This is a genomic window from Streptomyces sp. NPDC018045 (assembly GCF_044327445.1).
In the GTDB taxonomy this organism is placed as follows: domain Bacteria; phylum Actinomycetota; class Actinomycetes; order Streptomycetales; family Streptomycetaceae; genus Streptomyces.
The window spans coordinates 230,971-254,035 of sequence record NZ_JBIRFL010000001.1 but is presented as its reverse complement, the minus strand read 5'-3'; the positions used below and the strand labels follow the sequence as shown (position 1 = coordinate 254,035).

17 protein-coding genes are annotated in these 23,065 nt (G+C 71.2%); 16 read left to right on the top strand and 1 reads right to left on the bottom strand.

The annotated features are described in order from the left end of the window. Positions 1 to 133: 133 nt before the first annotated feature. The 14 genes from ACH4EB_RS00990 to ACH4EB_RS00925 all read left to right on the top strand — a co-directional run bounded on the left by ACH4EB_RS00990 (position 134) and on the right by ACH4EB_RS00925 (position 16,943). Entirely contained in the window at positions 134 to 2,503 is a 2,370-nt protein-coding gene (locus tag ACH4EB_RS00990; protein ID WP_398345117.1) for a penicillin-binding transpeptidase domain-containing protein, read from the top strand. An 18-nt stretch (positions 2,504 to 2,521) separates the two neighbouring features. Further along, a complete protein-coding gene (locus ACH4EB_RS00985) occupies positions 2,522 to 4,234 on the top strand; it encodes a UDP-N-acetylmuramoyl-L-alanyl-D-glutamate--2,6-diaminopimelate ligase (RefSeq protein ID WP_398345116.1) in 1,713 nt (570 codons plus the stop codon). A 62-nt stretch (positions 4,235 to 4,296) separates the two neighbouring features. Beyond that, entirely contained in the window at positions 4,297 to 5,730 is a 1,434-nt protein-coding gene (gene murF, locus ACH4EB_RS00980; RefSeq protein ID WP_398345115.1) for a UDP-N-acetylmuramoyl-tripeptide--D-alanyl-D-alanine ligase, read from the top strand. Further along, entirely contained in the window at positions 5,727 to 6,791 is a 1,065-nt protein-coding gene (gene mraY / locus ACH4EB_RS00975) for a phospho-N-acetylmuramoyl-pentapeptide-transferase (RefSeq protein WP_398345114.1), read from the top strand. Before murF ends, mraY begins: the two co-directional genes overlap by 4 nt. Further along, positions 6,788 to 8,206: a UDP-N-acetylmuramoyl-L-alanine--D-glutamate ligase gene (murD, locus tag ACH4EB_RS00970; RefSeq protein WP_398345113.1), complete on the top strand. Its 1,419-nt coding sequence runs from the start codon at positions 6,788 to 6,790 to the stop codon at positions 8,204 to 8,206. The genes mraY and murD overlap by 4 nt, the downstream gene beginning before the upstream one ends. A gap of 61 nt (positions 8,207 to 8,267) precedes the next feature. Further along, a complete protein-coding gene (gene ftsW / locus ACH4EB_RS00965; RefSeq protein WP_398345112.1) occupies positions 8,268 to 9,608 on the top strand; it encodes a putative lipid II flippase FtsW in 1,341 nt (446 codons plus the stop codon). A gap of 6 nt (positions 9,609 to 9,614) precedes the next feature. Beyond that, positions 9,615 to 10,700: an undecaprenyldiphospho-muramoylpentapeptide beta-N-acetylglucosaminyltransferase gene (gene murG, locus ACH4EB_RS00960; RefSeq protein WP_398345111.1), complete on the top strand. Its 1,086-nt coding sequence runs from the start codon at positions 9,615 to 9,617 to the stop codon at positions 10,698 to 10,700. 62 nt (positions 10,701 to 10,762) lie between these two features. After that, complete coding sequence (locus ACH4EB_RS00955; RefSeq protein WP_398345110.1) at positions 10,763 to 11,662, top strand: cell division protein FtsQ/DivIB; 900 nt, start codon at positions 10,763 to 10,765, stop codon at positions 11,660 to 11,662. Positions 11,663 to 11,936: 274 nt separating this feature from the next. Then, positions 11,937 to 13,166 (top strand): cell division protein FtsZ, encoded by a 1,230-nt coding sequence (gene ftsZ, locus ACH4EB_RS00950; protein ID WP_398345109.1) that lies wholly within the window; start codon positions 11,937 to 11,939, stop codon positions 13,164 to 13,166. Between the two features lie 13 nt (positions 13,167 to 13,179). Beyond that, positions 13,180 to 13,929, top strand: a complete 750-nt coding sequence (pgeF, locus tag ACH4EB_RS00945; protein WP_398345108.1) for a peptidoglycan editing factor PgeF — start codon at positions 13,180 to 13,182, stop codon at positions 13,927 to 13,929. Between the two features lie 3 nt (positions 13,930 to 13,932). Next, positions 13,933 to 14,664: a YggS family pyridoxal phosphate-dependent enzyme gene (locus ACH4EB_RS00940; protein ID WP_398345107.1), complete on the top strand. Its 732-nt coding sequence runs from the start codon at positions 13,933 to 13,935 to the stop codon at positions 14,662 to 14,664. Positions 14,665 to 14,787: 123 nt separating this feature from the next. Further along, the gene (locus ACH4EB_RS00935) at positions 14,788 to 15,408 is read left to right on the top strand and encodes a cell division protein SepF (RefSeq protein WP_030024677.1); all 621 of its coding nucleotides are present in this window, start codon (positions 14,788 to 14,790) and stop codon (positions 15,406 to 15,408) included. Positions 15,409 to 15,478: 70 nt separating this feature from the next. Further along, a complete protein-coding gene (locus tag ACH4EB_RS00930; RefSeq protein ID WP_030676138.1) occupies positions 15,479 to 15,772 on the top strand; it encodes a YggT family protein in 294 nt (97 codons plus the stop codon). Positions 15,773 to 15,821: 49 nt separating this feature from the next. Next, on the top strand, positions 15,822 to 16,943 hold the full coding sequence (locus tag ACH4EB_RS00925) for a DivIVA domain-containing protein (protein WP_398345106.1): 1,122 nt from the start codon (positions 15,822 to 15,824) through the stop codon (positions 16,941 to 16,943). A 564-nt stretch (positions 16,944 to 17,507) separates the two neighbouring features. Here the strand turns inward: ACH4EB_RS00925 and ileS are convergent. After that, positions 17,508 to 20,648, bottom strand: coding sequence for an isoleucine--tRNA ligase (gene ileS / locus ACH4EB_RS00920; RefSeq protein ID WP_398345105.1), 3,141 nt, complete (start codon positions 20,646 to 20,648; stop codon positions 17,508 to 17,510). Between the two features lie 615 nt (positions 20,649 to 21,263). Here ileS and ACH4EB_RS00915 point away from each other — a divergent pair. Beyond that, the gene (locus ACH4EB_RS00915) at positions 21,264 to 22,136 is read left to right on the top strand and encodes a TraR/DksA family transcriptional regulator (RefSeq protein WP_398345104.1); all 873 of its coding nucleotides are present in this window, start codon (positions 21,264 to 21,266) and stop codon (positions 22,134 to 22,136) included. A 160-nt stretch (positions 22,137 to 22,296) separates the two neighbouring features. Continuing rightward, positions 22,297 to 22,974 carry a signal peptidase II gene (lspA, locus tag ACH4EB_RS00910; RefSeq protein WP_398345103.1) on the top strand — a complete coding sequence of 226 codons (678 nt, stop codon included), beginning with the start codon at positions 22,297 to 22,299 and terminating at the stop codon, positions 22,972 to 22,974. The last annotated feature ends 91 nt before the right edge of the window (positions 22,975 to 23,065 follow it).

Genomic DNA, 23,065 nt, shown 5'->3' with positions numbered 1-23,065 from the left:
TGACGTACGAGAACGCCGAAACCCTGCCCGAAGGTGCCTCCGGGCCCGCGCCCGAGCCCGTTGGGCACGTGTCCCCGGCCGGCTCAGGGTGCGTGCCCCCCACCCGTACGACCGCACCGGAGGAGGGCGCCGTATGACCGACCCCAAGGGCCCGCGCTCCGGCAGCGGCTCCGGCTCCGGGGCGAAGGGGCCGGGCCCCAAGGAGCCCGGCCCCCGGACGCCCGGCCCGAAAGCATCCGGGCCCAAAGCGCCCGGCCCCAAGACTCCCGGGTCGAGGCCCGCCGCCCCCCGGCCCACCGGTTCCAAAGCCTCCACACCGAAGGCCCCCGCCCCCAAGGCCCCCGCCTCGAAGGGCACACCACCCCAGCGTCCCCGCAACGGCAGCAACGGCAGCACCTCCGGTACCAGCCCCCGCCCGGGCGGCAGCCCCGCCGCCCGCCCCGGCGCGGGTGTCAAAGCCTCCGGCTCGGGCCCCAAGGCCCCCGGCGCAGGCGCCAAGGCCCCCGGCTCCGCCGACCCCCGCCGCCGTGTCCCCGGCCCCACCCCGGCCGGCGGCCGCGCGGGCCGGACCCAGCGCGGTACGGCCCAGAGCCGCCCCGCCGCCGCCCGATCCACCACCACCAAGCGCGCCCCGTCCGCCCGCCCGCCCCGCCCCCGCTCGGGCAGCCCGACCCTGCGCCTCGGCAGCCCGCGCCCCCGGCTGCGCCTGGTCTCCCTCGGCCTGACGCTGATCCTGCTGGTCTTCGTCGTCCGGCTGTTCCAGGTGCAGGCCGTGGACGCCGGCGCGTACGCGGCCAAGGCCAACGTCAACCGGTACGTGCCGGTCAAGCTGGCGGCCGAGCGCGGGGCGATCACCGACCGGGACGGTGTGGACCTGGCGACCACGGTCGACGCGTACGACATCACCGCCGACCCCAGCCTGCTCGCGCCCGACAAGATCAAGATTCAGGACGCGCCGCAGCGGGCCGCCGCCCTCCTCGCGCCGATCCTCCACGAGGACCGGGCCGCGCTGGCCAAGAAGCTGGCCACCCCCGGCTCCCGCTACGTACGGCTGTCCCGGCAGCGGACCCCGCAGGTCTGGAAGCAGATCAAGGACCTGCGCAAGGAGCTGGACGCCAAGGCGGCCAAGCGGCCCAAGAGCGAGCGCCGCCCCAACGTCCTGGTCGGGATCTTCGCGGACAAGCACAGCAAGCGCGTCTACCCGAACAAGGACCTCGCCTCCGGAGTGCTCGGCTTCGTCAACAGCGAGGGCCGGGGCGGCGGCGGCCTGGAGGCCCGGCTGGACAAGCAACTGGCGGGCAAGGACGGCAAGCTCGTCTACGCCCAGTCCGGCGGGCGACGGGTGCCCACCGCGGGCGCCCAGGAACACCCGGCCGTCCCGGGCACCGACGTCGAGCTGACCCTGGACCGCGACATCCAGTGGATGGCCCAGCAGGCGATCACCAAGCAGGTCGCCGCGTCCCAGGCCGACCGGGGCTACGTCGTCGTGCAGGACACGAAGACCGGCGAGATCCTGGCCCTGGCCAACGCTCCCGGCTTCGACCCCAACGACATCGCGAAGGCCGACCCGGAGGCACTGGGCAACGCCGCCCTCACCGACGCCTTCGAACCCGGCTCGACCAGCAAGCTCATGTCGATGGCCGCGGTCCTGGAGGAGGGCGTGGCGACCCCCGCCACCCGCGTCACCGTCCCCAACCGGCTGCACCGCGGCGACCGGCTCTTCTCGGACGACATCGACCACCCCACCTGGCACCTGACCCTCAACGGCGTCCTGGCCAAGTCCAGCAACATCGGCACCATCCTGGCCACCGAGCAGCTCGGCAGGACCCGCCCGGAGGCCAACCGGGTGCTCTATTCCTACCTGCGCAAGTTCGGGCTCGGGCAGCCCACCGGACTGGGCTTCCCCGGCGAGACCCCGGGCCTGCTCGCCGCGCCGCAGAAGTGGAGCACCTCACAGCAGTACACGATCCCCTTCGGACAGGGACTGTCGCTCAACGCCGTCCAGGCCGCCTCGGTCTACTCGACCATCGCCAACGGCGGCGAGCGCGTCGCACCCATGCTGACGAGGGGCACCACGGGCCCGGACGGCCGGTACCGGCCCGCTCCGCAGCCGAAGAAGAGCCGGGTGGTGAGCGAGAAGACCGCCAGGACGCTGGCCGCCATGCTCGAATCGGTGGTCGACGACAAGGAGGGCACCGGAGCCAAGGCGAAGATCGACGGGTACCGCGTCGGCGGCAAGACCGGCACGTCCAACCGGGTGGACCCCAAGACCGGCCGGTACCACGGCTACACCGCCTCCTTCGCCGGGTTCGCGCCCGCCGACCAGCCCCGTATCACCGTCTACTGCGCCGTCCAGAACCCGACCAAGGGGAGCTACTTCGGCGGCCAGGTGTGCGGCCCGATCTACCAGCAGGTCATGGAGTTCGCGCTCAAGACGCTCCAGGTCCCGCCGAGCGGCGCCCAGCCCCCGCGCCTGCCCGTCACCTTCAAGCCAGGCGAATGAAAACGAGGCAGTACCGCCGTGACGACCATCACCCCCGACCCCGGGAACCGCTCCGGCACGCGGCCCTCACTTCGCCCCGAGGCCGCCGCGCCCGGTACGCTCACCGCCGTGTCACACGCTGATCAGTCCCACAACGCCCAGAAGGACGCCCCCGGGAAATATCCGGGAGCGCCCCGCCCAGAGCGGGTCCGCCCCACCCCCCTCGCGGACCTCGCCGAGCAGTTGGGCACCTCGGTGCCGGCCGCGGCAGACGCCGCCGACACCGTCGTCACCGGCATCACGCACGACTCCCGGGCCGTGCGCCCCGGAGACGTCTACGCCGCGCTGCCCGGTGCCCGCTTCCACGGCGCCGACTTCGCCAACCAGGCGGCCGACCTCGGTGCCGCGGCGGTCCTGACCGACCCGGCGGGCCGTGAGCGCGCCGCGGCGACGGGCCTGCCCGTCCTGGTCGTGGACGAGCCGCGGGCCCGGATGGGTGCGCTGGCCGTCTCGATCTACGGCGACCCGGGCAGCGATCTGCTGCAGATCGGCATCACCGGCACCTCCGGCAAGACCACCACCGCGTACCTGATCGACGGCGGCCTGCGGGCCGCGGCCGAGAAGTCCGGCGGCGGGGTCACCGGCCTGATCGGCACGGTCGAGTCCCGGATCGGTGACGAGCGCCTGAAGTCGGAGCGCACCACGCCCGAGGCCACCGACCTCCAGGCGCTGTTCGCCGTGATGCGCGAGCGCGACGTGCGGTCGGTGACGATGGAGGTCTCCAGCCACGCGCTGGTGCTCGGCCGCGTCGACGGCTGCGTCTTCGACGTGGCGATCTTCAACAACCTCAGCCCGGAGCACATGGAGTTCCACTCCGGGATGGAGGACTACTTCCAGGCCAAGGCGCGGCTCTTCACCAAGGCGCGCAGCAAGGCCGGTGTGGTCAACATCGACGACGAGTACGGCAAGCGGCTGGCCGCGGGCGAGTCCGAGGTGCCGGTCACCACGTTCTCCGCCGAGGGGCACCCGGACGCCGACTGGCGCGCCGCGGACGTCGAGGTGGGCGCGCTCGGCTCCACCTTCACCGTGCTGGGCCCCGACGGCGTCTCCGTACGGGCCGCCTCGCCCCTCCCGGGCCCCTTCAACGTCGCCAACGCGCTGGCCGCCGTCACGGCGCTGGCCGTGGCCGGGGTGGATCCGCAGACCGCCGCCGACGGCGTCGCCGCGGTGCCCGGCGTCCCCGGCCGCCTGGAGCGCGTCGACGCGGGCCAGGACTACCTCGCGGTCGTCGACTACGCCCACAAGACCGACGCGGTCGAATCGGTCCTGCGCGCCCTGCGCAAGGTCACCGGGGGCCGCATCCACGCCGTGCTGGGCTGCGGCGGCGACCGCGACCCGCACAAGCGCAAGCCGATGGGCGCGGCCATCGCCCGCCTCGCCGACACCGCCGTACTGACCTCCGACAACCCCCGTGGCGAGGACCCCCTCGCGATCCTCGCCACCATGCTCGCGGGCGCCGCCGAGGTGCCCGTCCACGAGCGCGGCACCGTGCTGGTCGAGGAGGAGCGGGCCGCCGCCATCGCGGCCGCCGTCGCCCGCGCCGAGCCCGGCGACACCGTGATCGTCGCGGGCAAGGGCCACGAGCAGGGCCAGGACATCGCCGGAGTGGTCCGCTCCTTCGACGACCGTCAGGTGCTGCGCGAGGCCATCGAGGTTTCGTTGAACTCGCAGCAGCCGAACCACCAGGGATGACACACCGCCATGCGCGCAAAACCCTTCGAACGGCACTACCTGCCCACGGCCGGGGGTGAGCAGTGATCTCCCTGTCCCTCGCCGAGATCGCGACCATCGTCGGCGGGCAGCAGCACGACATACCGGACGCCGAGGCCCAGGTCACCGGCCCGGTCGTGTACGACTCCCGTGAGGTGCGCCCCGGCAGCCTCTTCGCGGCCTTCGCCGGCGAACGCGTGGACGGCCACGACTACGCCGGGCGCGCCGTCGAGGCGGGCGCGGCGGCGGTGCTCGCCGCCCGCCCCGTCGGCGTCCCCGCGATCGTCGTGGACGACGTGGTCGCCGCCCTCGGGGCGCTGGCCCGCGCGGTCGTCGGCCGGCTGGGCGCCGGTGTCGTCGGGCTCACCGGCTCGGCCGGCAAGACCAGCACCAAGGACCTGATCGGCCAGCTCCTGGGGCGCCTCGGGCCGACCGTGTGCCCGGTGGGCAACCTCAACAACGAGATCGGGCTGCCGGTGACCGCGCTGCGCGCGGACGACGGCACGAAGTTCCTCGTCCTGGAGATGGGCGCCCGCGGCGTCGGCCACATCCGCTACCTCGCGGGGCTGATCCCGCCGCGGATCGGCGTGGTCCTCAACGTCGGCTCCGCGCACATCGGCGAGTTCGGCGGCCGCGAGCAGATCGCGCAGGCCAAGGGCGAGCTGGTCGAGGCGCTGCCCGCCGCGGCCGAGGGCGGCGTCGCCGTGCTCAACGCGGACGACCCGTACGTACGCGCCATGGCTTCCCGTACGAAGGCCCGCACGGTCTTCTTCGGCGAGTCGCCGCAGGCCGACGTACGTGCCGAGGATGTCCGGCTCACGGCGCTCGGGCAGCCCGCCTTCACGCTTCACACACCCTCCGGGTGCAGCGACGTGACCATGCGGCTGTACGGTGAGCACCACGTGTCGAACGCGCTTGCCGCGGCCGCCGTCGCCCATGAGTTGGGCATGTCCGTGGACGAGATCGCCGTCGCGCTCTCCGAAGCCGGCACGCTCTCCCGCTGGCGGATGGAGGTCACCGAGCGTGCGGACGGTGTGACGGTCGTCAACGACGCCTACAACGCGAACCCGGAATCGACACGGGCGGCGCTCCGCGCGCTCGTGGCGATGGGCGAAGCCTCCAAGGACAAGGGAGGCCGTACGTGGGCGGTGCTCGGTGAGATGGCCGAGCTCGGCGGGGAGTCACTCGCCGAACACGACGCGGTCGGACGCCTGGTCGTCCGGCTCAACGTCAGCAAGCTCGTGGCGGTCGGCGGCAGGGAAGCGGCCTGGCTCGACATGGGCGCCAAGAACGAGGGTTCGTGGGGTGAGGAGTCGGTGCACGTGTCCGACGCGCAGGCGGCGGTCGACCTGTTGCGCAGCGAGCTGCGCCCGGGAGACGTCGTGCTGGTGAAGGCGTCCAGGTCGGTCGGTCTGGAACGGGTCGCCGCGGCGTTGCTGGGTGACGACGGTGTCGAGGGCGGAGCCGCCACCCGATGAAGCAGATCCTCTTCTCCGGAATGATCGGACTCTTCCTGACGCTGATCGGCACCCCGCTGCTGATCAAGCTGCTGGCCAGGAAGGGCTACGGGCAGTTCATCCGTGACGACGGCCCGCGCGACCACCACAGCAAGCGCGGTACGCCCACCATGGGCGGTATCGCCTTCATCCTGGCCACGCTCATCGCGTATGCGCTGACCAAGGTCATCACCAGCAGCGACCCGAGCTTCTCCGGTGTGCTGGTGCTGTTCCTGATGGCCGGCATGGGCCTGGTGGGCTTCCTCGACGACTACATCAAGATCGTCAAGCAGCGGTCGCTCGGGCTGCGGGCCAAGGCCAAGATGGCCGGCCAGCTCATCGTCGGCATCGCCTTCGCGGTGCTCTCGCTCCAGTTCGCCGACCTGCGTGGCCAGACCCCGGCCTCCGACCGGCTGTCCTTCACCCAGGACTTCGGCTGGCAGATCGGCCCGGTGCTCTTCGTCATCTGGGCGCTGTTCATGATCCTGGCGATGTCCAACGGCGTGAACCTCACCGACGGCCTGGACGGCCTGGCCACCGGCGCCTCGGTGATGGTCTTCGGCGCGTACACCTTCATCGGCATCTGGCAGTACCAGGAGTCCTGCGCCAACGCGATCAGCGCCGGACCCGCCTGTTACGAGGTTCGTGACCCACTCGACCTCGCGGTCGTCGCCTCCGCCCTGATGGGCTCCTGCTTCGGCTTCCTGTGGTGGAACACCTCACCCGCCAAGATCTTCATGGGTGACACCGGCTCGCTGGCCCTGGGCGGCGCGCTGGCGGGACTGGCCATCTGCTCCCGTACGGAGCTGCTGATGGCCGTCCTCGGCGGCCTGTTCGTCCTGATCACCATGTCCGTGGTCATCCAGGTCGGCTCCTTCCGGCTCACCGGCAAGCGGGTCTTCCGGATGGCGCCACTACAGCACCACTTCGAACTCAAGGGGTGGTCCGAAGTCCTTGTGGTGGTCCGGTTCTGGATCATCCAGGGCATGTGCGTGATCGTCGGCCTGGGCCTCTTCTACGGCGGCTGGCAGGCCGCCAAGTGACCGCGCCGAACCTCGCCGGACAGCACGTGACCGTGGCCGGCCTCGGCGTGAGCGGCGTACCCGCCGCCCGCGCCCTGGCCGGCCTCGGCGCCGTCGTCACCGTCGTCAACGGCAGCGACGGCGAACGCGAGCGCGCCCAGGCCGCCCCCCTGCGGGAACAGGGCATCACCGTCCGCCTCGGCGACGGCGACACCCTCCCCCCGGGCACCGACCTCGTCGTCACCACCCCCGGCTGGAAGCCCACCAGCCCGCTCTTCCGGGCCGCCGAGGCGGCCGGCGTCCCCGTGTGGGGCGACGTGGAGCTGGCCTGGCGGCTGCGCGGCCCGGACTCCCCGCCGTGGCTGGTGGTCACCGGCACCAACGGCAAGACCACGACCGTACGGATGCTGGCCGCCATCCTGGAGGCCGAGGGGCTGCGCACGGCCGCCGTCGGCAACATCGGCGTGTCCCTGGTCGACGTGGTGCTCTCCGACGAGCCCTACGACGTGCTCGCCGTCGAGCTCTCCAGTTACCAGCTCCACTGGGCGCCCTCCGTACGCGCCCACTCCGCCACGGTCCTCAACCTCGCGCCGGACCACCTCGACTGGCACGGCTCCATGGAGGCGTACGCCGCCGACAAGGGCCGCGTCTACGAGGGCAACACCGTGGCCTGCGTCTACAACGCCGCCGACAAGATCACCGAGGATCTGGTGCGCGAGGCCGACGTCGAGGAGGGCTGCCGCGCCATCGGCTTCACCCTCGGCACCCCCGGCCCCTCGCAGCTCGGCGTCGTCGAGGGCATCCTCGTCGACCGCGCCTTCGTCGAGAACCGGCAGCAGCAGGCGCAGGAACTCGCCGAGGTCACGGACGTGACGCCGGCCGCCCCGCACAACATCGCCAACGCGCTCGCCGCGGCGGCCCTGGCCCGCGCCTTCGGCGTGCGCCCGCAGTCCGTACGCGACGGCCTGCGCGCCTTCCACCCCGACGCGCACCGCATCGAGCACGTCGCGGACGTCGCCGGAGTCGCCTACGTCGACGACTCCAAGGCCACCAACACCCACGCCACCGAGGCGTCGTTGGCGGCCTACGAGCACATCGTCTGGATCGCCGGCGGCCTGGCCAAGGGCGCCACCTTCGACGAACTCGTCCAGAAGTCCGCCGGCCGGCTGCGCGGCGCGGTCCTCATCGGCGCCGACCGCGCGCTCATTCGGGACGCCCTGGCGCGACACGCCCCGGATGTCCCGGTGGTCGACCTCGACCGGACCGACACTGGGGCGATGTCCGAAGCCGTACGGGAAGCCGCGCGTCTGGCCCGGCCGGGCGATACGGTCCTGCTGGCCCCGGCCTGCGCCTCGATGGACATGTACCTGAACTACAACAAGCGGGGCGAGGCCTTCGCCGACGCGGTCCGCACACTGGCCGCCCGGGAACAGTAGTCCGTACGTCCCCGCCGCCGTCGAGGACGCACGGCGCAGCGCACCCGTGGAGGGGACGAGGATGACGGCCCGATCGGCGAAGGCCGCGCCGCCGCGCCCGGCACGGCGCACCGGCCTCGGCCCGCGCCTGCCGCGCGGCGGCGCCACCCGCACCCCGCGGGGCCTGTACACCCAGGTCCGCCGGGCCTGGGACCGGCCGCTGACCGCTTACTACCTGGTGGTCGGCGGCAGCCTGCTGATCACCGTGCTCGGCCTGGTGATGGTCTACTCGGCCTCCCAGATCAAGGCGCTCCAGCTCGGCCTGGCACCGACGTACTTCTTCCGCAAGCAGCTTTTCGCGGCGGTGCTCGGCGGCATCCTGATGCTGGTGGCGGCCCGGATGACGGTACGGCTGCACCGCACGCTGGCCTACCCGCTGCTGGCCGTCTCCGTCTTCCTGATGACCCTGGTGCAGATCCCCGGGATAGGGGTCGCGGTCAACGGCAATCAGAACTGGATCAACCTGGGCGGCCCCTTCCAGATGCAGCCCAGTGAGTTCGGCAAGCTGGCGCTGGTCCTGTGGGGCGCCGACCTGCTGGCGCGCAAACAGGACAAGAAACTCCTCGCGCAGTGGAAGCACCTGCTGGTGCCGCTGATCCCGGTGGCCTTCCTGCTGCTCGGTCTGATCATGCTCGGCGGTGACATGGGCACCGCGATCATTCTCACCGCGATCCTGTTCGGCCTGCTGTGGCTGGCCGGCGCCCCCACCCGGCTCTTCGTGGGCGTCCTCGGCGCCGCCACCGTCATAGGAGCGCTGCTGATCAAGACCAGCGCCAACCGGATGGCCCGGCTGGCCTGCATCGGCGCGACCGACCCCGGGCCGCAGGACCAGTGCTGGCAGGCCGTGCACGGCATCTATGCGCTGGCCTCCGGCGGTTTCTTCGGTTCGGGACTCGGCGCGAGTATGGAAAAATGGGGTGAACTCCCTGAACCGCACACCGACTTCATCTTCGCCATCACCGGGGAGGAACTGGGGCTTGCGGGGACGCTGTCGGTGCTCGCCCTCTTCGCGGCTCTAGGCTATGCGGGTATCCGCGTGGCCGGACGCACGGAGGATCCCTTCGTGAGGTACGCAGCGGGAGGCGTGACCACCTGGATCACGGCCCAGGCCGTGATCAACATCGGTGCGGTGCTCGGTCTGTTGCCGATCGCCGGGGTCCCGCTGCCGCTGTTCTCCTTCGGGGGCTCCGCCCTGCTGCCGACGATGTTCGCCATCGGTCTGCTGATCGCCTTCGCGCGTGACGAGCCCGCTGCACGGGCGGCACTGGCCATGCGGCAGCCTGTTTTCGGCAGGAAACTGGCTGGGGTGAGACGGAAGACGATGAGACGGCGCGTCAAGAAGCGACCGTCCGGAGAGCGGTGAATTTCGGTGCATGTCGTACTCGCCGGTGGGGGGACCGCCGGCCACATCGAGCCCGCGCTCGCCCTCGCGGACGCCCTGCGCAGGCAGGACCCGACCGTGGGGATCACGGCACTCGGCACGGAGAAGGGGCTGGAGACCCGGCTGGTGCCGGAACGGGGCTATGAGCTGGGACTGATTCCGGCCGTACCACTGCCACGCAAGCCCACGCCCGAACTGATCACCGTCCCCGGGCGGCTGCGCGGCACGATCAAGGCCGCCGAGCAGATCCTGGAGCGCACGAAGGCGGACTGCGTCGTCGGTTTCGGCGGCTATGTCGCGCTGCCCGGGTACCTGGCCGCCAAGCGGCGCGGGGTGCCGATCATCGTGCACGAGGCCAACGCCCGCCCCGGGCTGGCCAACAAGATCGGCTCGCGTTACGCCCGGTATGTCGCGGTCAGCACCCCGGACAGCAAGCTGCGGGACGCCCGGTACGTCGGCATCCCGCTGCGCCGCTCCATCGCGACCCTGGACCGGGCGGCGGTCCGCCCCGAGGCGCGGGCCGCCTTCGGTCTGGACCCCAACCTGCCGACGCTGCTGGTCTCCGGCGGCTCGCAGGGCGCCCGGCGGCTCAACGAGGTCATCCAGGCCGCCGTGCCGGCGCTTCAGCGCTCCGGCATCCAGGTGCTGCACGCGGTCGGCCCGAAGAACGAAATGCCGCATGTGGACAACATGCCCGGGATGCCCCCGTATGTACCGGTACCGTACGTGGACCGGATGGACCTCGCGTACGCCGCGGCCGACATGATGCTCTGCCGCGCGGGCGCGATGACCGTCGCCGAACTCTCCGCCGTCGGGCTGCCGGCCGCCTACGTACCGCTGCCCATCGGCAACGGCGAACAGCGGCTGAACGCCCAGCCGGTGGTCAACGCCGGCGGCGGACTGCTCATCGACGACGCGCAGCTCACGCCGGAGTGGGTGCAGGGTCAGGTGCTCCCGGTGCTCGCCGACCCGCACCGGCTGTACGAGATGTCCCGCGCGGCGTCCGAGTTCGGCCGCAGGGACGCGGACGAGCTGCTGGTCGGCATGGTGTACGAGGCGGTCGCGGGCCGCTGACGGACGGTACGGCCGCGCTGCCCCGGGGGTACCCCGGGGCGGCGGCCGGGAGAAGAGGGAGCGTGGCCGGACCGACGACCGCCCGGCGCGGCGAGAAGCGGGCCGCGCGCTCCGGCCCGCCCTCTTCCGGAAAGCCGGGAAAGTCCGGAAAGGCGGGAAAAGCCGGCGGGTCCGGCGGTGGGGGCGGGTCCAAGAAGTCCACGAAGCGGGGCGGATCCGGCTTGCGGGGCGGGGCCGGTCTGCGGGACCGGTTCCGCGTGCCCTCCCGTCGCGCTCTGATCATCACACTGGCCGGCGCCGTGCTGCTGGCCGGCTTCGGTGCGTGGTCCCTGTACGGCTCCACCTGGCTGCGCACCGAACACGTCAAGGTGAGCGGCACCGGTGTGTTGACGGTCGATGAGGTCGTACGGGCCGCCGCGGTGCCGATGGACACCCCGCTCGCCTCCGTGGACAAGGGGGCCGTCGCCGAGCGGCTGCGCGCGAAACTTCCGCGTATCAAGTCCGTTCAGGTCAGGCGGTCCTGGCCGCACACGGTCAGTCTGAAAGTGACCGAAAGGCAGCCGGAACTCCTTATTCAAACGGGCGGAAAGTTCGTCGAAGTGGACGCCGAAGGGACGCGTTTCGCCACGGTCACCGCCGCCCCCAAGGGCGTCCCGCTTCTGGAAATGGCCGTACGTGACAGCCCGGGACTGCGGCGGTTCGGTGCCGACCGGCTCCGACGCGCGGCCGGTACCGTTGTCACCGCCCTCCCGAAGGCGCTCCACCAGGATGTTCGCGCCGTCGAGGTGCGCTCCTTCGACTCCATCACCCTGAAGCTGACGGGTGGCCGTACCGTCGTATGGGGGAGCGACGAACGCAGTACGGCGAAGGCCAAGGTGCTCGCCGCGGCACTGAAAGCGGCGCGTGACGCGCGCCACTTCGACGTGAGCGTCCCCACCGCACCCGCGGTGTCGGGGAGTTGACGTGTGTACCCGCAGGCCAGCACCCTGGATGGCTACCACTATGGGTGATCACATAGGGTGAAAAGAAAAACGGGAGGTTCGGCGTGTTCGTTGAACGTGCGCCACTTGTCGACTTAGTGTCTCGTTCCAAAGAGTCCCAGGAACACAGGCACTGGTAACCCTAAACTTCAGCGTTAGGGTTCGGGTCGGCACTACGAACCGTCCCATCGGCATCAGTCGGCGTCCGCACCCCGGTGCGGCGGCGACACGTAACTCGAGGCGAGAGGCCTTCGACGTGGCAGCACCGCAGAACTACCTCGCAGTCATCAAGGTCGTCGGCATCGGCGGCGGTGGCGTGAACGCCATCAACCGGATGATCGAGGTCGGGCTCAAGGGCGTCGAGTTCATCGCGATCAACACCGATGCACAGGCCCTGCTGATGAGCGACGCCGACGTCAAGCTCGACGTCGGCCGGGAACTCACCCGTGGCCTGGGCGCAGGCGCCAACCCCGATGTCGGCCGCAAGGCGGCCGAAGACCACCGCGAGGAGATCGAGGAGGTCCTCAAGGGGGCCGACATGGTCTTCGTGACCGCGGGCGAGGGCGGCGGCACCGGCACCGGCGGCGCCCCCGTCGTCGCCAACATCGCCCGCTCGCTCGGCGCCCTGACGATCGGTGTGGTCACCCGCCCGTTCACCTTCGAGGGCCGTCGCCGCGCGAACCAGGCCGAGGACGGCATCGCCGGCCTGCGCGACGAGGTCGACACCCTCATCGTGATCCCCAACGACCGACTGCTGTCCATCTCGGACCGCCAGGTGAGCGTGCTCGACGCGTTCAAGTCCGCGGACCAGGTACTGCTGTCGGGTGTCCAGGGCATCACCGACCTGATCACCACCCCGGGCCTGATCAACCTCGACTTCGCCGACGTCAAGTCCGTGATGTCCGAGGCCGGCTCGGCGCTCATGGGCATCGGTTCGGCGCGCGGCGACGACCGCGCGGTGGCCGCGGCGGAGATGGCGATCTCCTCGCCGCTCCTGGAGGCGTCCATCGACGGCGCCCGTGGCGTGCTGCTCTCCATCTCCGGCGGCTCGGACCTCGGTCTCTTCGAGATCAACGAGGCCGCGCAGTTGGTCAGCGAGGCGGCCCACCCCGAGGCGAACATCATCTTCGGCGCGGTCATCGACGACGCGCTCGGCGACGAGGTCCGGGTGACCGTCATCGCCGCGGGCTTCGACGGCGGCCAGCCGCCGGCCCGTCAGCAGACCGTGCTCGGCAGCCAGAACAACGGCAAGCGCGAGGAGCCGGCCCCGGCCCCCAGCCGCCCGGCCCCGCAGGCCGAGCCCCGGCCGTCGTCCTTCGGCAGCCTGGGTTCGGTGCCGGTACGGGACGAGGAGCCGGCCCCGGCCGACCCGTCCCCGCTCGGTGAGGTGCCGCCGCCCCCGACCGCCTCACCGCAGGTTCCGCCGGCCCGTCCGTACTCGGACACCGCGGCCGAGGAACTGGACGTCCCCGACTTCCTGAAGTGACCGAAGTCCCGACGTGATAGGGCAACAGCACCCGGTGCTGACGAACGACACGAGCGGCGCGCACTTCGCCTCCACCGACCGGTGGGGCGGGGTGAGCGCCGCTCCGTATGCCGAGCTCAACCTCGGGGGAGCGGTCGGCGACGACCCCGGCGCGGTACGGACCAACCGTGAACTGGCGGCCAAGGCGCTGGGCCTGGACCCGGCGGGGGTCGTGTGGATGAACCAGGTGCACGGCCGGGACGTGGCCGTGGTCGACGGGCCGTGGCGCGACGACGCGGAGGTTCCCCGCGTGGACGCGCTGGTGACGGCCCGCCGGGGCCTGGCCCTCGCCGTCCTGACCGCCGACTGCACCCCGGTGCTCCTCGCCGACCCGGTCGCCGGGGTCACCGGTGCCGCGCACGCGGGGCGGCCGGGCCTGGTGGCCGGGGTGGTTCCGGCGACCGTCGAGGCGATGACCGCGCTCGGCGCCGACCCGGCCCGCATCATCGCCCGTACCGGACCCGCGGTCTGCGGACGCTGCTACGAGGTGCCCGAGGCGATGCGCGCCGAGGTCGCCGCGGTGGTGCCCGAGGCATGGGCCACCACCTCGTGGGGTACGCCCGCGGTGGACATGGCCGCCGGGGTCCGTGCCCAACTCGCCGCGTACGGCGTGCAGATGCGTGAACATTCCCACATCTGCACGCTGGAGTCGGCGGACCACTTCTCGTACCGGCGCGACCGCATCACCGGGCGGCTCGCGAGCTATGTATGGCTGGGATGCTGAGCTGTGACGGATCGTAGGACCGAACTGGCGGACAACCTGGCGCGCGTGGAGGAACGAATCTCCACCGCGTGCGACAAGGCCGGTCGCCGGCGTGCGGACGTGACCCTCATCGTGGTCACGAAGACTTATCCGGCGAGCGACGTCCGGCTGCTCGCGGAACTCGGCGTCCGCCAGGTGGCGGAGAACCGCGACCAGGACGCGGCACCGAAGGCCGCGGCCTGCTCGGATCTGCCCCTTACCTGGCATTTCGTCGGTCAGTTGCAGACCAACAAAGTGCGGTCTGTGGTCAATTACGCCGATATTGTGCAGTCGGTCGACCGCGCCAAGCTGGTCACCGCGCTGTCGAAAGAAGCGGTACGGGCCGGCCGTGAGCTGGGGTGCCTGCTCCAGGTGGCACTTGACGCCGAGTCGGGTGACGCCCGGGGCGGGACCGGTGACCGCGGTGGAGTGTCGCCGGCCGGGGTCGCGGCGCTCGCCGACGCGATCGCGGAGGCCGAAGGGCTGCGCCTGGGCGGGCTGATGACGGTGGCTCCGCTGACCGGCCCGTATGCCGGACGTCCCGGTGCCGCTTTCGAGCGTTTGATGGAAATCTCATCCGGCCTGCGCGCGAACCATCCTGCTGCGAACATGGTGTCAGCAGGGATGAGCGCGGACCTCGATGAAGCCGTGGCTGCCGGGGCGACACATGTGCGCGTCGGCACTGCGGTACTCGGAGTCCGACCACGCCTCGGGTAACGTCGCCAAGCAAGTCGGACCACAGCACAAAATATGGTCATTGCCCCCAAAGAAGGGCAGGCCGCGTGGATTCAAGGCACCCGGTGACGGAGCCGATCCACCACAGAGCGGAGGACGCAGAGAATGGCCGGCGCGATGCGCAAGATGGCGGTCTACCTCGGCCTCGTGGAGGACGATGGGTACGACGGCCGGGGGTTCGACCCCGACGACGAGTTCGAGCCCGAGCTTGACCCGGAGCCCGAACGGGGGCGGCGACAGCAGACCCAAGTACCCACCGAACCGCACCCGGAACGGGACGAACCCGTCCGAGTCGCCCAGCCGCCCGCTCAGCGTGAGTCCGCTCCCCTGGCTGCCGAAAGCGGACGACCCGCCCGAATCGCCCCCGTGGCGTCCATCACACCCGACCGCCCGAATCTGGAGAAGAACGCACCGGTGATCATGCCCAAGGTTGTGTCCGAGCGGGAGCCGTACCGCATCACCACGCTGCACCCCCGGACCTACAACGAAGCCCGTACCATCGGGGAACACTTCCGTGAGGGCACTCCGGTGATCATGAATCTCACGGAGATGGACGACACGGACGCGAAGCGACTTGTCGACTTTGCGGCCGGTCTCGTCTTCGGCCTGCACGGCAGCATCGAGCGGGTGACGCAGAAGGTGTTCCTGTTGTCGCCTGCTAACGTCGATGTCACGGCGGAGGACAAGGCCCGCATCGCAGAGGGCGGGTTCTTCAACCAGAGCTGAGACGCAACACCGGGCACACCGGGCGGAAACGCCCAACACGACAGCATGGCAAGGGGAGAGGACACCGCGGATGAGCATCGCTGGACAGGTGATCTACATCGCGTTGTACTGCTTCCTCATCGTGTTGATCTTCCGGCTGGTGATGGACTATGTCTTCCAGTTCGCCCGTTCATGGCAACCCGGCAAGCCGATGGTGGTCGTTCTGGAGGCCACCTACACTGTCACTGATCCGCCACTCAAGCTCTTGCGGCGGGTCATTCCGCCGCTGCGTCTCGGGGGCGTGGCGCTCGACCTGTCCTTCTTCGTATTGATGATCATCGTCTACATCCTGATCACCGTCGTGAGGTCGGTGTTGTTGGTGTGAACGATACGGTCTTGCCGATTGCCGACGACTACGTTGAGGTGAAGTAGAGATGCCGTTGACCCCCGAGGACGTGCGGAACAAGCAGTTCACGACCGTCCGCCTCCGAGAAGGCTATGACGAGGACGAGGTCGATGCCTTCCTCGATGAGGTCGAAGCCGAACTGACCCGGCTGCTGCGGGAGAACGAGGACCTGCGCGCCAAGCTGGCCGCCGCGACGCGAGCCGCCGCGCAGAACCAGCAGCAGAACATGCGTAAGCAGCAGGACCAGCAGCAGCAGGACCAGCAGCAGCACCAGCAGGGCAGGCCCGGTGCTCCCGTGCCCGCCGCCATATCCGGACCGCAGCCGGTGCCGCCGCAGCAACAGCAGCAACAGCAGCAGTTGGGCGGCCCACCGCAGCTCACCGGAGGGGCCCCGCAGTTGCCGGCCGGCCCCGGCGGCCACGGCCCCCAGGGCCCGCACGGCCCCGGCCCGATGGGTCCCGGCGGTCCGCTGGGCGGCCCGATGGGCGGTCCCGGAGGGCACGGCGGCCCGCAGTTGCCGCAGCCGGGCCAGGGTCCGGGCGGTGACAGTGCCGCTCGCGTGCTCTCGCTCGCGCAGCAGACCGCCGACCAGGCGATCGCGGAGGCCCGTTCCGAGGCCAACAAGATCGTCGGCGAGGCGCGCAGCCGTGCGGAGGGTCTGGAGCGGGACGCCCGTGCCAAGGCGGACGCGCTGGAGCGGGACGCGCAGGAGAAGCACCGCGTCGCGATGGGCTCGCTGGAGTCGGCCCGCGCCACGCTGGAGCGCAAGGTCGAGGACCTGCGCGGCTTCGAGCGCGAGTACCGTACGCGGCTGAAGTCGTACCTGGAGAGCCAGCTCCGCCAGTTGGAGAACCAGGCCGACGACTCGCTGGCGCCGCCGCGGACGCCGGCGACCGCCTCGCTGCCGCCGTCGCCGTCGATGGCGTCGGCCGGTGCCGGGTCCATGGGGGGCAACCACTCCATGGGTGGCGGTCAGTCGATGGGTGGTCACGGTGGTGGCTCCGGCAGCGCTCCGTCCTATGGCGGGCAGCAGCAGATGTCGCCGGCGATGACGCAGCCGATGGCTCCGGTGCGGCCGCAGGGGCAGCAGCCCATGCAGCAGGCGCCGTCGCCGATGCGTGGGTTCCTCATCGACGAGGACGACAACTGAGCGGAGGCGCGCTTCGCGCGTAGTCGTCGCGCGTAGTGCGTAGTCGGCAATCAGGGCTGGGCCCCTGGGGTGTTTCCCCGGGGGCCCGGCTCTTTTGTGTGGCCCTGGTGGGGGTGGGTGTGCCGCGCGGTTGGGCCGGTGGGGGGCGCGGTTGGGCCGGTGGGTGGGGGGCTCGGGGCCCCGCAGGGGTCACTCTCCCTCAGCCTCCGGCCGGAGGCGCCCCCCACGGCACCCTTGAGGCAACGTGTTGTCGTTCGTGAATCCTGGTGCCGGGCTGCCTGCGGGGAGACCCCTACGTGGCCCCGAGCCCCGGCCGGTGGGCGGCTTTCCCGGCGTGGGCTGGTTGCCTGGAATCCCGCGTCGCTCTGGGTTCCGGCCGGTGGGCGGCTTTCCGTTGTGGGCTGGTTGGTTGCCCAGGAGGCCCTGCATGGCCCCCTAGGCTGTGTCGTATACGGGTTTTCGTAGCTTTTGTGCTGGTGTGCGTCTGGAGCTACTGGGCCGCCGCCTGTACGAGAACGGCCCCCGGCGCTCTGTGCGTCGGGGGCCGTTTGTGTCTTCGTGCTGTTACGCCGCTGTCTTCCGCAGGCGGAAGGTCAGGGTCAGGCCCTCGTCCTCGAAGGCCGGGCCGTATGTGGTGTCGGCCTCGCCCTGGGCGAAGTCGGTGGCCAGGACCTCCTCGGAGATGAGGGTCCGGTGTTCCGTCAGCGCGGTACGGACCTCTTCGTCGGTGGTCTGCCAGCGCAGGGCGATTCGGTCGGCCACGTCCAGGCCGCTGTTCTTGCGGGCCTCCTGGATGAGGCGGATCGCGTCGCGGGCCAGGCCGGCGCGGCGCAGGTCCGGGGTGATCTCCAGGTCGAGGGCCACGGTGGCGCCCGTGTCGGAGGCCACCGACCAGCCCTCGCGCGGGGTCTCGGTGATGATGACCTCGTCGGGGGAGAGGGGGACCGTTTCGTCGTCGACGGTGACGGTGGCGGTGCCTTCGCGGAGGGCGAGGGAGAGGGCCGCGGCGTCGGTCTCGGCGATGGCCTTGGCGACTGCCTGGACGCCCTTGCCGAACCGCTTGCCCAGGGCCCGGAAGTTGGCCTTGGCCGTGGTGTCGACCAGGGAGCCGCCCACCTCGGAGAGGGCGGCGAGGCCGGAGACGTTCAGTTCTTCGGTGATCTGGGTGCGCAGCTCGGGGGAGAGGGTCTCGAAGCCGGCGGCCGCGACCAGGGCGCGGGAGAGGGGCTGGCGGGTCTTGACGCCGGACTCCGCGCGGGTGGCGCGGCCCAGTTCGACCAGGCGGCGGACCAGGTGCATCTGGGTGGAGAGCGTCGGGTCGATGAGCGCCCGGTCGGCCTCGGGCCAGGTGGAGAGGTGGACCGAGTCGGGGGCGTCGGGGGTGACCGGGACGATCAGGTCCTGCCACACGCGTTCGGTGATGAACGGGGTGATGGGGGCCATCAGGCGGGTGACGGTCTCGATGACCTCGTGGAGGGTGCGCAGCGCCGCGGCGTCGCCCTGCCAGAAGCGGCGGCGGGAGCGGCGTACGTACCAGTTGGAGAGGTCGTCGACGAAGGAGGAGAGGAGCTTGCCGGCGCGCTGGGTGTCGTAGGTTTCGAGGGCTTCGGTGACGCCCTGGGTGAGTGCGTTCAGTTCCGACAGGAGCCAGCGGTCGAGGAGCGGGCGGTCGGCCGGGGCGGGGTCGGACGTGCTGGGGGCCCAGTTGCCGGTGCGGGCGTACAGGGCCTGGAAGGCGACGGTGTTCCAGTAGGTCAGGAGCGTCTTGCGGACGACCTCCTGGATGGTGCCGTGGCCGACGCGGCGGGCTGCCCACGGGGAGCCGCCGGCCGCCATGAACCAGCGGACCGCATCGGCGCCGTGCTGGTCCATCAGCGGGATCGGGTCGAGGGTGTTGCCCAGGTGCTTGGACATCTTGCGGCCGTCCTCGGCGAGGATGTGGCCCAGGCAGACCACGTTCTCGTACGACGACTTGTCGAAGACCAGGGTGCCGACGGCCATCAGCGTGTAGAACCAGCCGCGGGTCTGGTCGATGGCCTCGGAGATGAACTGCGCCGGGTAGCGCTTCTCGAACAGTTCCTTGTTCTTGTACGGGTAGCCCCACTGGGCGAACGGCATGGAGCCGGAGTCGTACCAGGCGTCGATGACCTCGGGGACGCGCGTCGCGGTGCCCTGGCAGGTGGGGCAGGGGAAGGTGACGGCGTCGATGTATGGGCGGTGCGGGTCGAGGCCCGACTGGTCGGTGCCGGTCAGCTCGGTCAGCTCGGCGAGGGAGCCGACGCAGGTGAGGTGGTCCTCGGCGCAGCGCCAGATGGGCAGCGGGGTGCCCCAGTAGCGGTTGCGGGACAGCGCCCAGTCGATGTTGTTGTTCAGCCAGTCGCCGAAGCGGCCGTGCTTGACCGACTCCGGGAACCAGTTGGTCTGCTCGTTCTCGCGCAGCAGGGCGTCCTTGACCGCGGTGGTGCGGATGTACCAGGACGGCTGGGCGTAGTAGAGCAGCGCGGTGTGGCAGCGCCAGCAGTGCGGGTAGCTGTGCTCGTAGGCGAGGTGCCGGAAGAGCAGGCCGCGGGCGTCGAGGTCCGCGACGAGGCGCTCGTCGGCCTTCTTGAAGAACTGGCCGCCGACGAGGGCCAGGCCCTCCTCGAAGGTGCCGTCGGGGCGCACCGGGTTGACGACCGGCAGGCCGTAGCCGCGGCAGGTCTTGAGGTCGTCCTCACCGAAGGCGGGGGCCTGGTGGACCAGGCCCGTACCGTCGTCGGTGGTGACGTACTCGGCGTTGACGACGAAGTTGGCGTCCTCCAGCTCGACCAGGTCGAAGGGGCGGCGGTAGCTCCAGCGCTCCATTTCGCGGCCGGTGAAGGTCTGTCCGGTGGCCGTCCAGGTCTCGCCGAGGGCCTTTTCGAGCAGCGGCTCGGCGACGACGAGCTGTTCCGTGCCGTCGGTGGCCACCACGTACGTGACGTCGGGGTGGGCGGCGACGGCGGTGTTGGAGACCAGCGTCCAGGGGGTGGTCGTCCAGATGAGGAGGGCCGCCTCGCCGGCCAGCGGGCCGGAGGTGAGCGGGAGGCGGACGAAGACGGAGGGGTCCACGACGGTCTCGTAGCCCTGGGCCAGCTCGTGGTCGGACAGGCCGGTGCCGCAGCGGGGGCACCAGGGGGCGACGCGGTGGTCCTGGGCCAGCAGGCCCTTGTCGAAGATCTGCTTGAGGGACCACCAGACCGACTGGATGTAGTCGGGGTCCATGGTCCGGTACGGGTCGTCCAGGTCCGTCCAGTAGCCCATGCGGGTGGTGAGGGCGGCGAAGGCGTCGGTGTGGCGGGTCACCGACTCGCGGCACTTGGCGTTGAACTCGGCGATGCCGTACGCCTCGATGTCCTTCTTGCCGTTGAAGCCCAGTTCCTTCTCGACGGCCAGCTCGACCGGCAGGCCGTGGCAGTCCCAGCCGGCCTTGCGGCCGACGTGGTAGCCCCGCATCGTACGGAAGCGGGGGAAGACGTCCTTGAAGACGCGGGCCTCGATGTGGTGGGCGCCGGGCATCCCGTTGGCGGTCGGCGGGCCCTCGTAGAACACCCACTCGGGCCGTCCCTCGGACTGCTGGAGGGTACGGGCGAAGACCTTCTGCTCGCGCCAGAAGTCGAGCACCGCGTGCTCAAGGGCGGGCAGGTCTACCTGGGCGGGTACCTGGCGGTACTGAGGCTGTGACATCGGGGCATTCCTCCGGCGGACACCTGCTGCGTTCTCCGTCCGGAGGGACGAGAGCCTGGGCTCCCGCGGTACCACCCTCCTTGGCGGCGCGGACCGCACCGCCCCCTCATTGGGGTCGCGAGGCCGGTTCTACTGACCCGCGGGCCGCCTGCTGGCCGCTCGTGGGCGTTCTTCCGGCGGCTCCGGGCTGATCTTCACATCGCGCACGCCTCCGGGCTCGCACCGTCCCCGGATCGCTCATGGCTGCGTACGACGCTACTCGTCCCATCCGCGCCTTTCGCTGTGCCCAGTGTACGGGGCACCGACGGTGCGGACCGACCGGTTTCACCGGCTGCGCCGAGTGAGGTAGCGGGCGCCGAGGGCGTGACCCGAATGGCGATACGCAGGGCGCGGGAGTCGGCGCCCGTGCGGCGGGCGGCCGGCGCCGGCGGCCGCGCGGGCCGTGGGCTGCCGGATTACCGCGCGGGCAGGGGGGCACAACGGATGCAGACCCGGCTGCCGCGGGGGAGACCTAGGGGGAAAGGGCGGTGCGTCCCGTTGCCGCGTGCCTTGAGGCGATTTATCGTTCCGGTCACGATTCGCGAACATGATCACATACGTGAAGGGGTCGCGGCCATGGTGGCGAAGAAGACCGCCGCGGAGAAGAGCACGGCGGGTGCCGGGAAGGCCGCGGCCGACAAACCAGGGCGCGCGGCGAAGAAGCGGGTGACCGCCGCCGGGGCGACGAGCGCGGAGGCCGCCCCGGACACCGCGGCGACGGAGCCGGAGCACCCGCCCGCGGCCAAGAAGGCGGCGAAGAAGGTGGCCAAGAAGGCGGCGAAGAAGCCGCCGGGGAAGAAGGCCGCGGCGAAGAAGACCGCGGCCAAGAAGGCGGTGGAGGAGGCCGGGGGGTCCCCGCCGGACGGCGGGCCCGCGCCCCGGAAGGCCGCCGCGAAGCGGGCGGCCAAGAAGACCGCACCGGCCGAGAAGGCGGTGTCCGCGAAGAAGACAGGAGCCAAGACGGTGGTGGAGAAGCAGACTCCGGGCGGGGCACCGACCGCCGAGGCGGCGCAGACCGGCCGGGCCGGCCCGGTGCCCAAGGCCCGTACCGCGGAGCCGGACGAGCTGGCCGTACGGCCCGGCGAGGACCCCTGGAGCCCGGCGGAGGTCGCCGAGGCACGCGCGGAACTGGATGCCGAGGTCACACGGCTGCGTGCGGAGATCGAGGCGTCCGAGAACGCGCTCGCCGGGCTGATGCAGGACTCCGGTGAAGGAACCGGCGACGAGGCCGACACCGGCAGCAAGAACATCACCCGCGAACACGAGATGGCGTTGGCCTCGAACGCGCGCGAGATGCTGCTCCAGACGGAACGCGCGCTGGAACGGCTCGACGCGGGCACGTACGGCCTGTGCGAGAACTGCGGCAAGCCCATCGGCAAGGCCCGGATGCAGGCGTTCCCCCGGGCGACGCTGTGTGTGGAGTGCAAGCAGAAGCAGGAGCGGCGGTAGGGCCGGGCGGCCCGGGAGAAGGGCCGGGGAGGGCCGCCGGGCGAATCACCCGGGGCCGGCAGCACCCGTACCGGCGGTACCCGTACGCCTGTGCCGTACCCTCGTGCTCAGCCGGGGGCGGCCTGGCGTGCGGGATTCGACGGGCTGAGGGGCTCACAACGTGGCAGAGGCGGAGCGCATCACCGGTACGCCGGAGACCGGGCCGGATTCCGGGCCGGGGACGGCGGCGGCATCGGGATCCGGGGGGAACGCCGGCGGGACGGCGCCGCGGGAGCGGGACGAGGACCGCGATCGCGCCGCGGACGCCGACGCGGCGGGGGGCGCTGCCGGTGCCACCGCCGGCCAGGCCAGGGGCAAGCGGAAGATCGGCGCGCTGCTCCTGGTCGCCGCCTTCGTCTACCTCCTCGACCTGGGCAGCAAGGCCCTGGTGGTCGCGAAGCTGGAGCACCACGCCCCCGTGGAGGTGATCGGCTCGCTGCTGCGCCTGGAGGTGATCCGCAACCGCGGTGCGGCCTTCAGCATCGGCGAGGCGCTGACGATCTTCCTCACCATCATCGCGGCGATCGTGATCGTGGTGATCATCCGGATCGCCCGGAAGCTGTACAGCCTGCCGTGGGGCATCGCGCTCGGTCTGCTGCTGGGCGGTGCCTTCGGCAATCTCACCGACCGGATCTTCCGTACGCCGGGCGTCTTCGAGGGCGCGGTGGTGGACTTCATCGCACCCGCCCACTTCGCGGTCTTCAACCTCGCGGACTCGGCGATCGTCTGCGGCGGCATCCTGATCGTGATCCTGTCCTTCCGTGGCCTGGACCCGGACGGCACGGTCCACAAGGACTGACGGCCGGCCCGTGACGGCCCCGGCGTCGTACGGGTACGGGCTCCGGGCGACCGGGGCCGGCGGGAGTGTCACAGCGGACTGACATACTCGG

Excerpts from the sequence above, each read along its gene's own strand:
- ACH4EB_RS00990 (WP_398345117.1), top strand. The coding sequence starts at position 134 with ATGACCGACCCCAAGGGCCCGCGCTCCGGCAGCGGCTCCGGCTCCGGG.
- mraY (WP_398345114.1), top strand. The coding sequence starts at position 5,727 with ATGAAGCAGATCCTCTTCTCCGGAATGATCGGACTCTTCCTGACGCTG.
- ftsW (WP_398345112.1), top strand. The coding sequence starts at position 8,268 with ATGACGGCCCGATCGGCGAAGGCCGCGCCGCCGCGCCCGGCACGGCGC.
- ACH4EB_RS00935 (WP_030024677.1), top strand. The coding sequence starts at position 14,788 with ATGGCCGGCGCGATGCGCAAGATGGCGGTCTACCTCGGCCTCGTGGAG.
- ACH4EB_RS00930 (WP_030676138.1), top strand. The coding sequence starts at position 15,479 with ATGAGCATCGCTGGACAGGTGATCTACATCGCGTTGTACTGCTTCCTC.
- ACH4EB_RS00925 (WP_398345106.1), top strand. The coding sequence starts at position 15,822 with ATGCCGTTGACCCCCGAGGACGTGCGGAACAAGCAGTTCACGACCGTC.
- ileS (WP_398345105.1), bottom strand. The coding sequence starts at position 20,648 with ATGTCACAGCCTCAGTACCGCCAGGTACCCGCCCAGGTAGACCTGCCC.
- ACH4EB_RS00915 (WP_398345104.1), top strand. The coding sequence starts at position 21,264 with ATGGTGGCGAAGAAGACCGCCGCGGAGAAGAGCACGGCGGGTGCCGGG.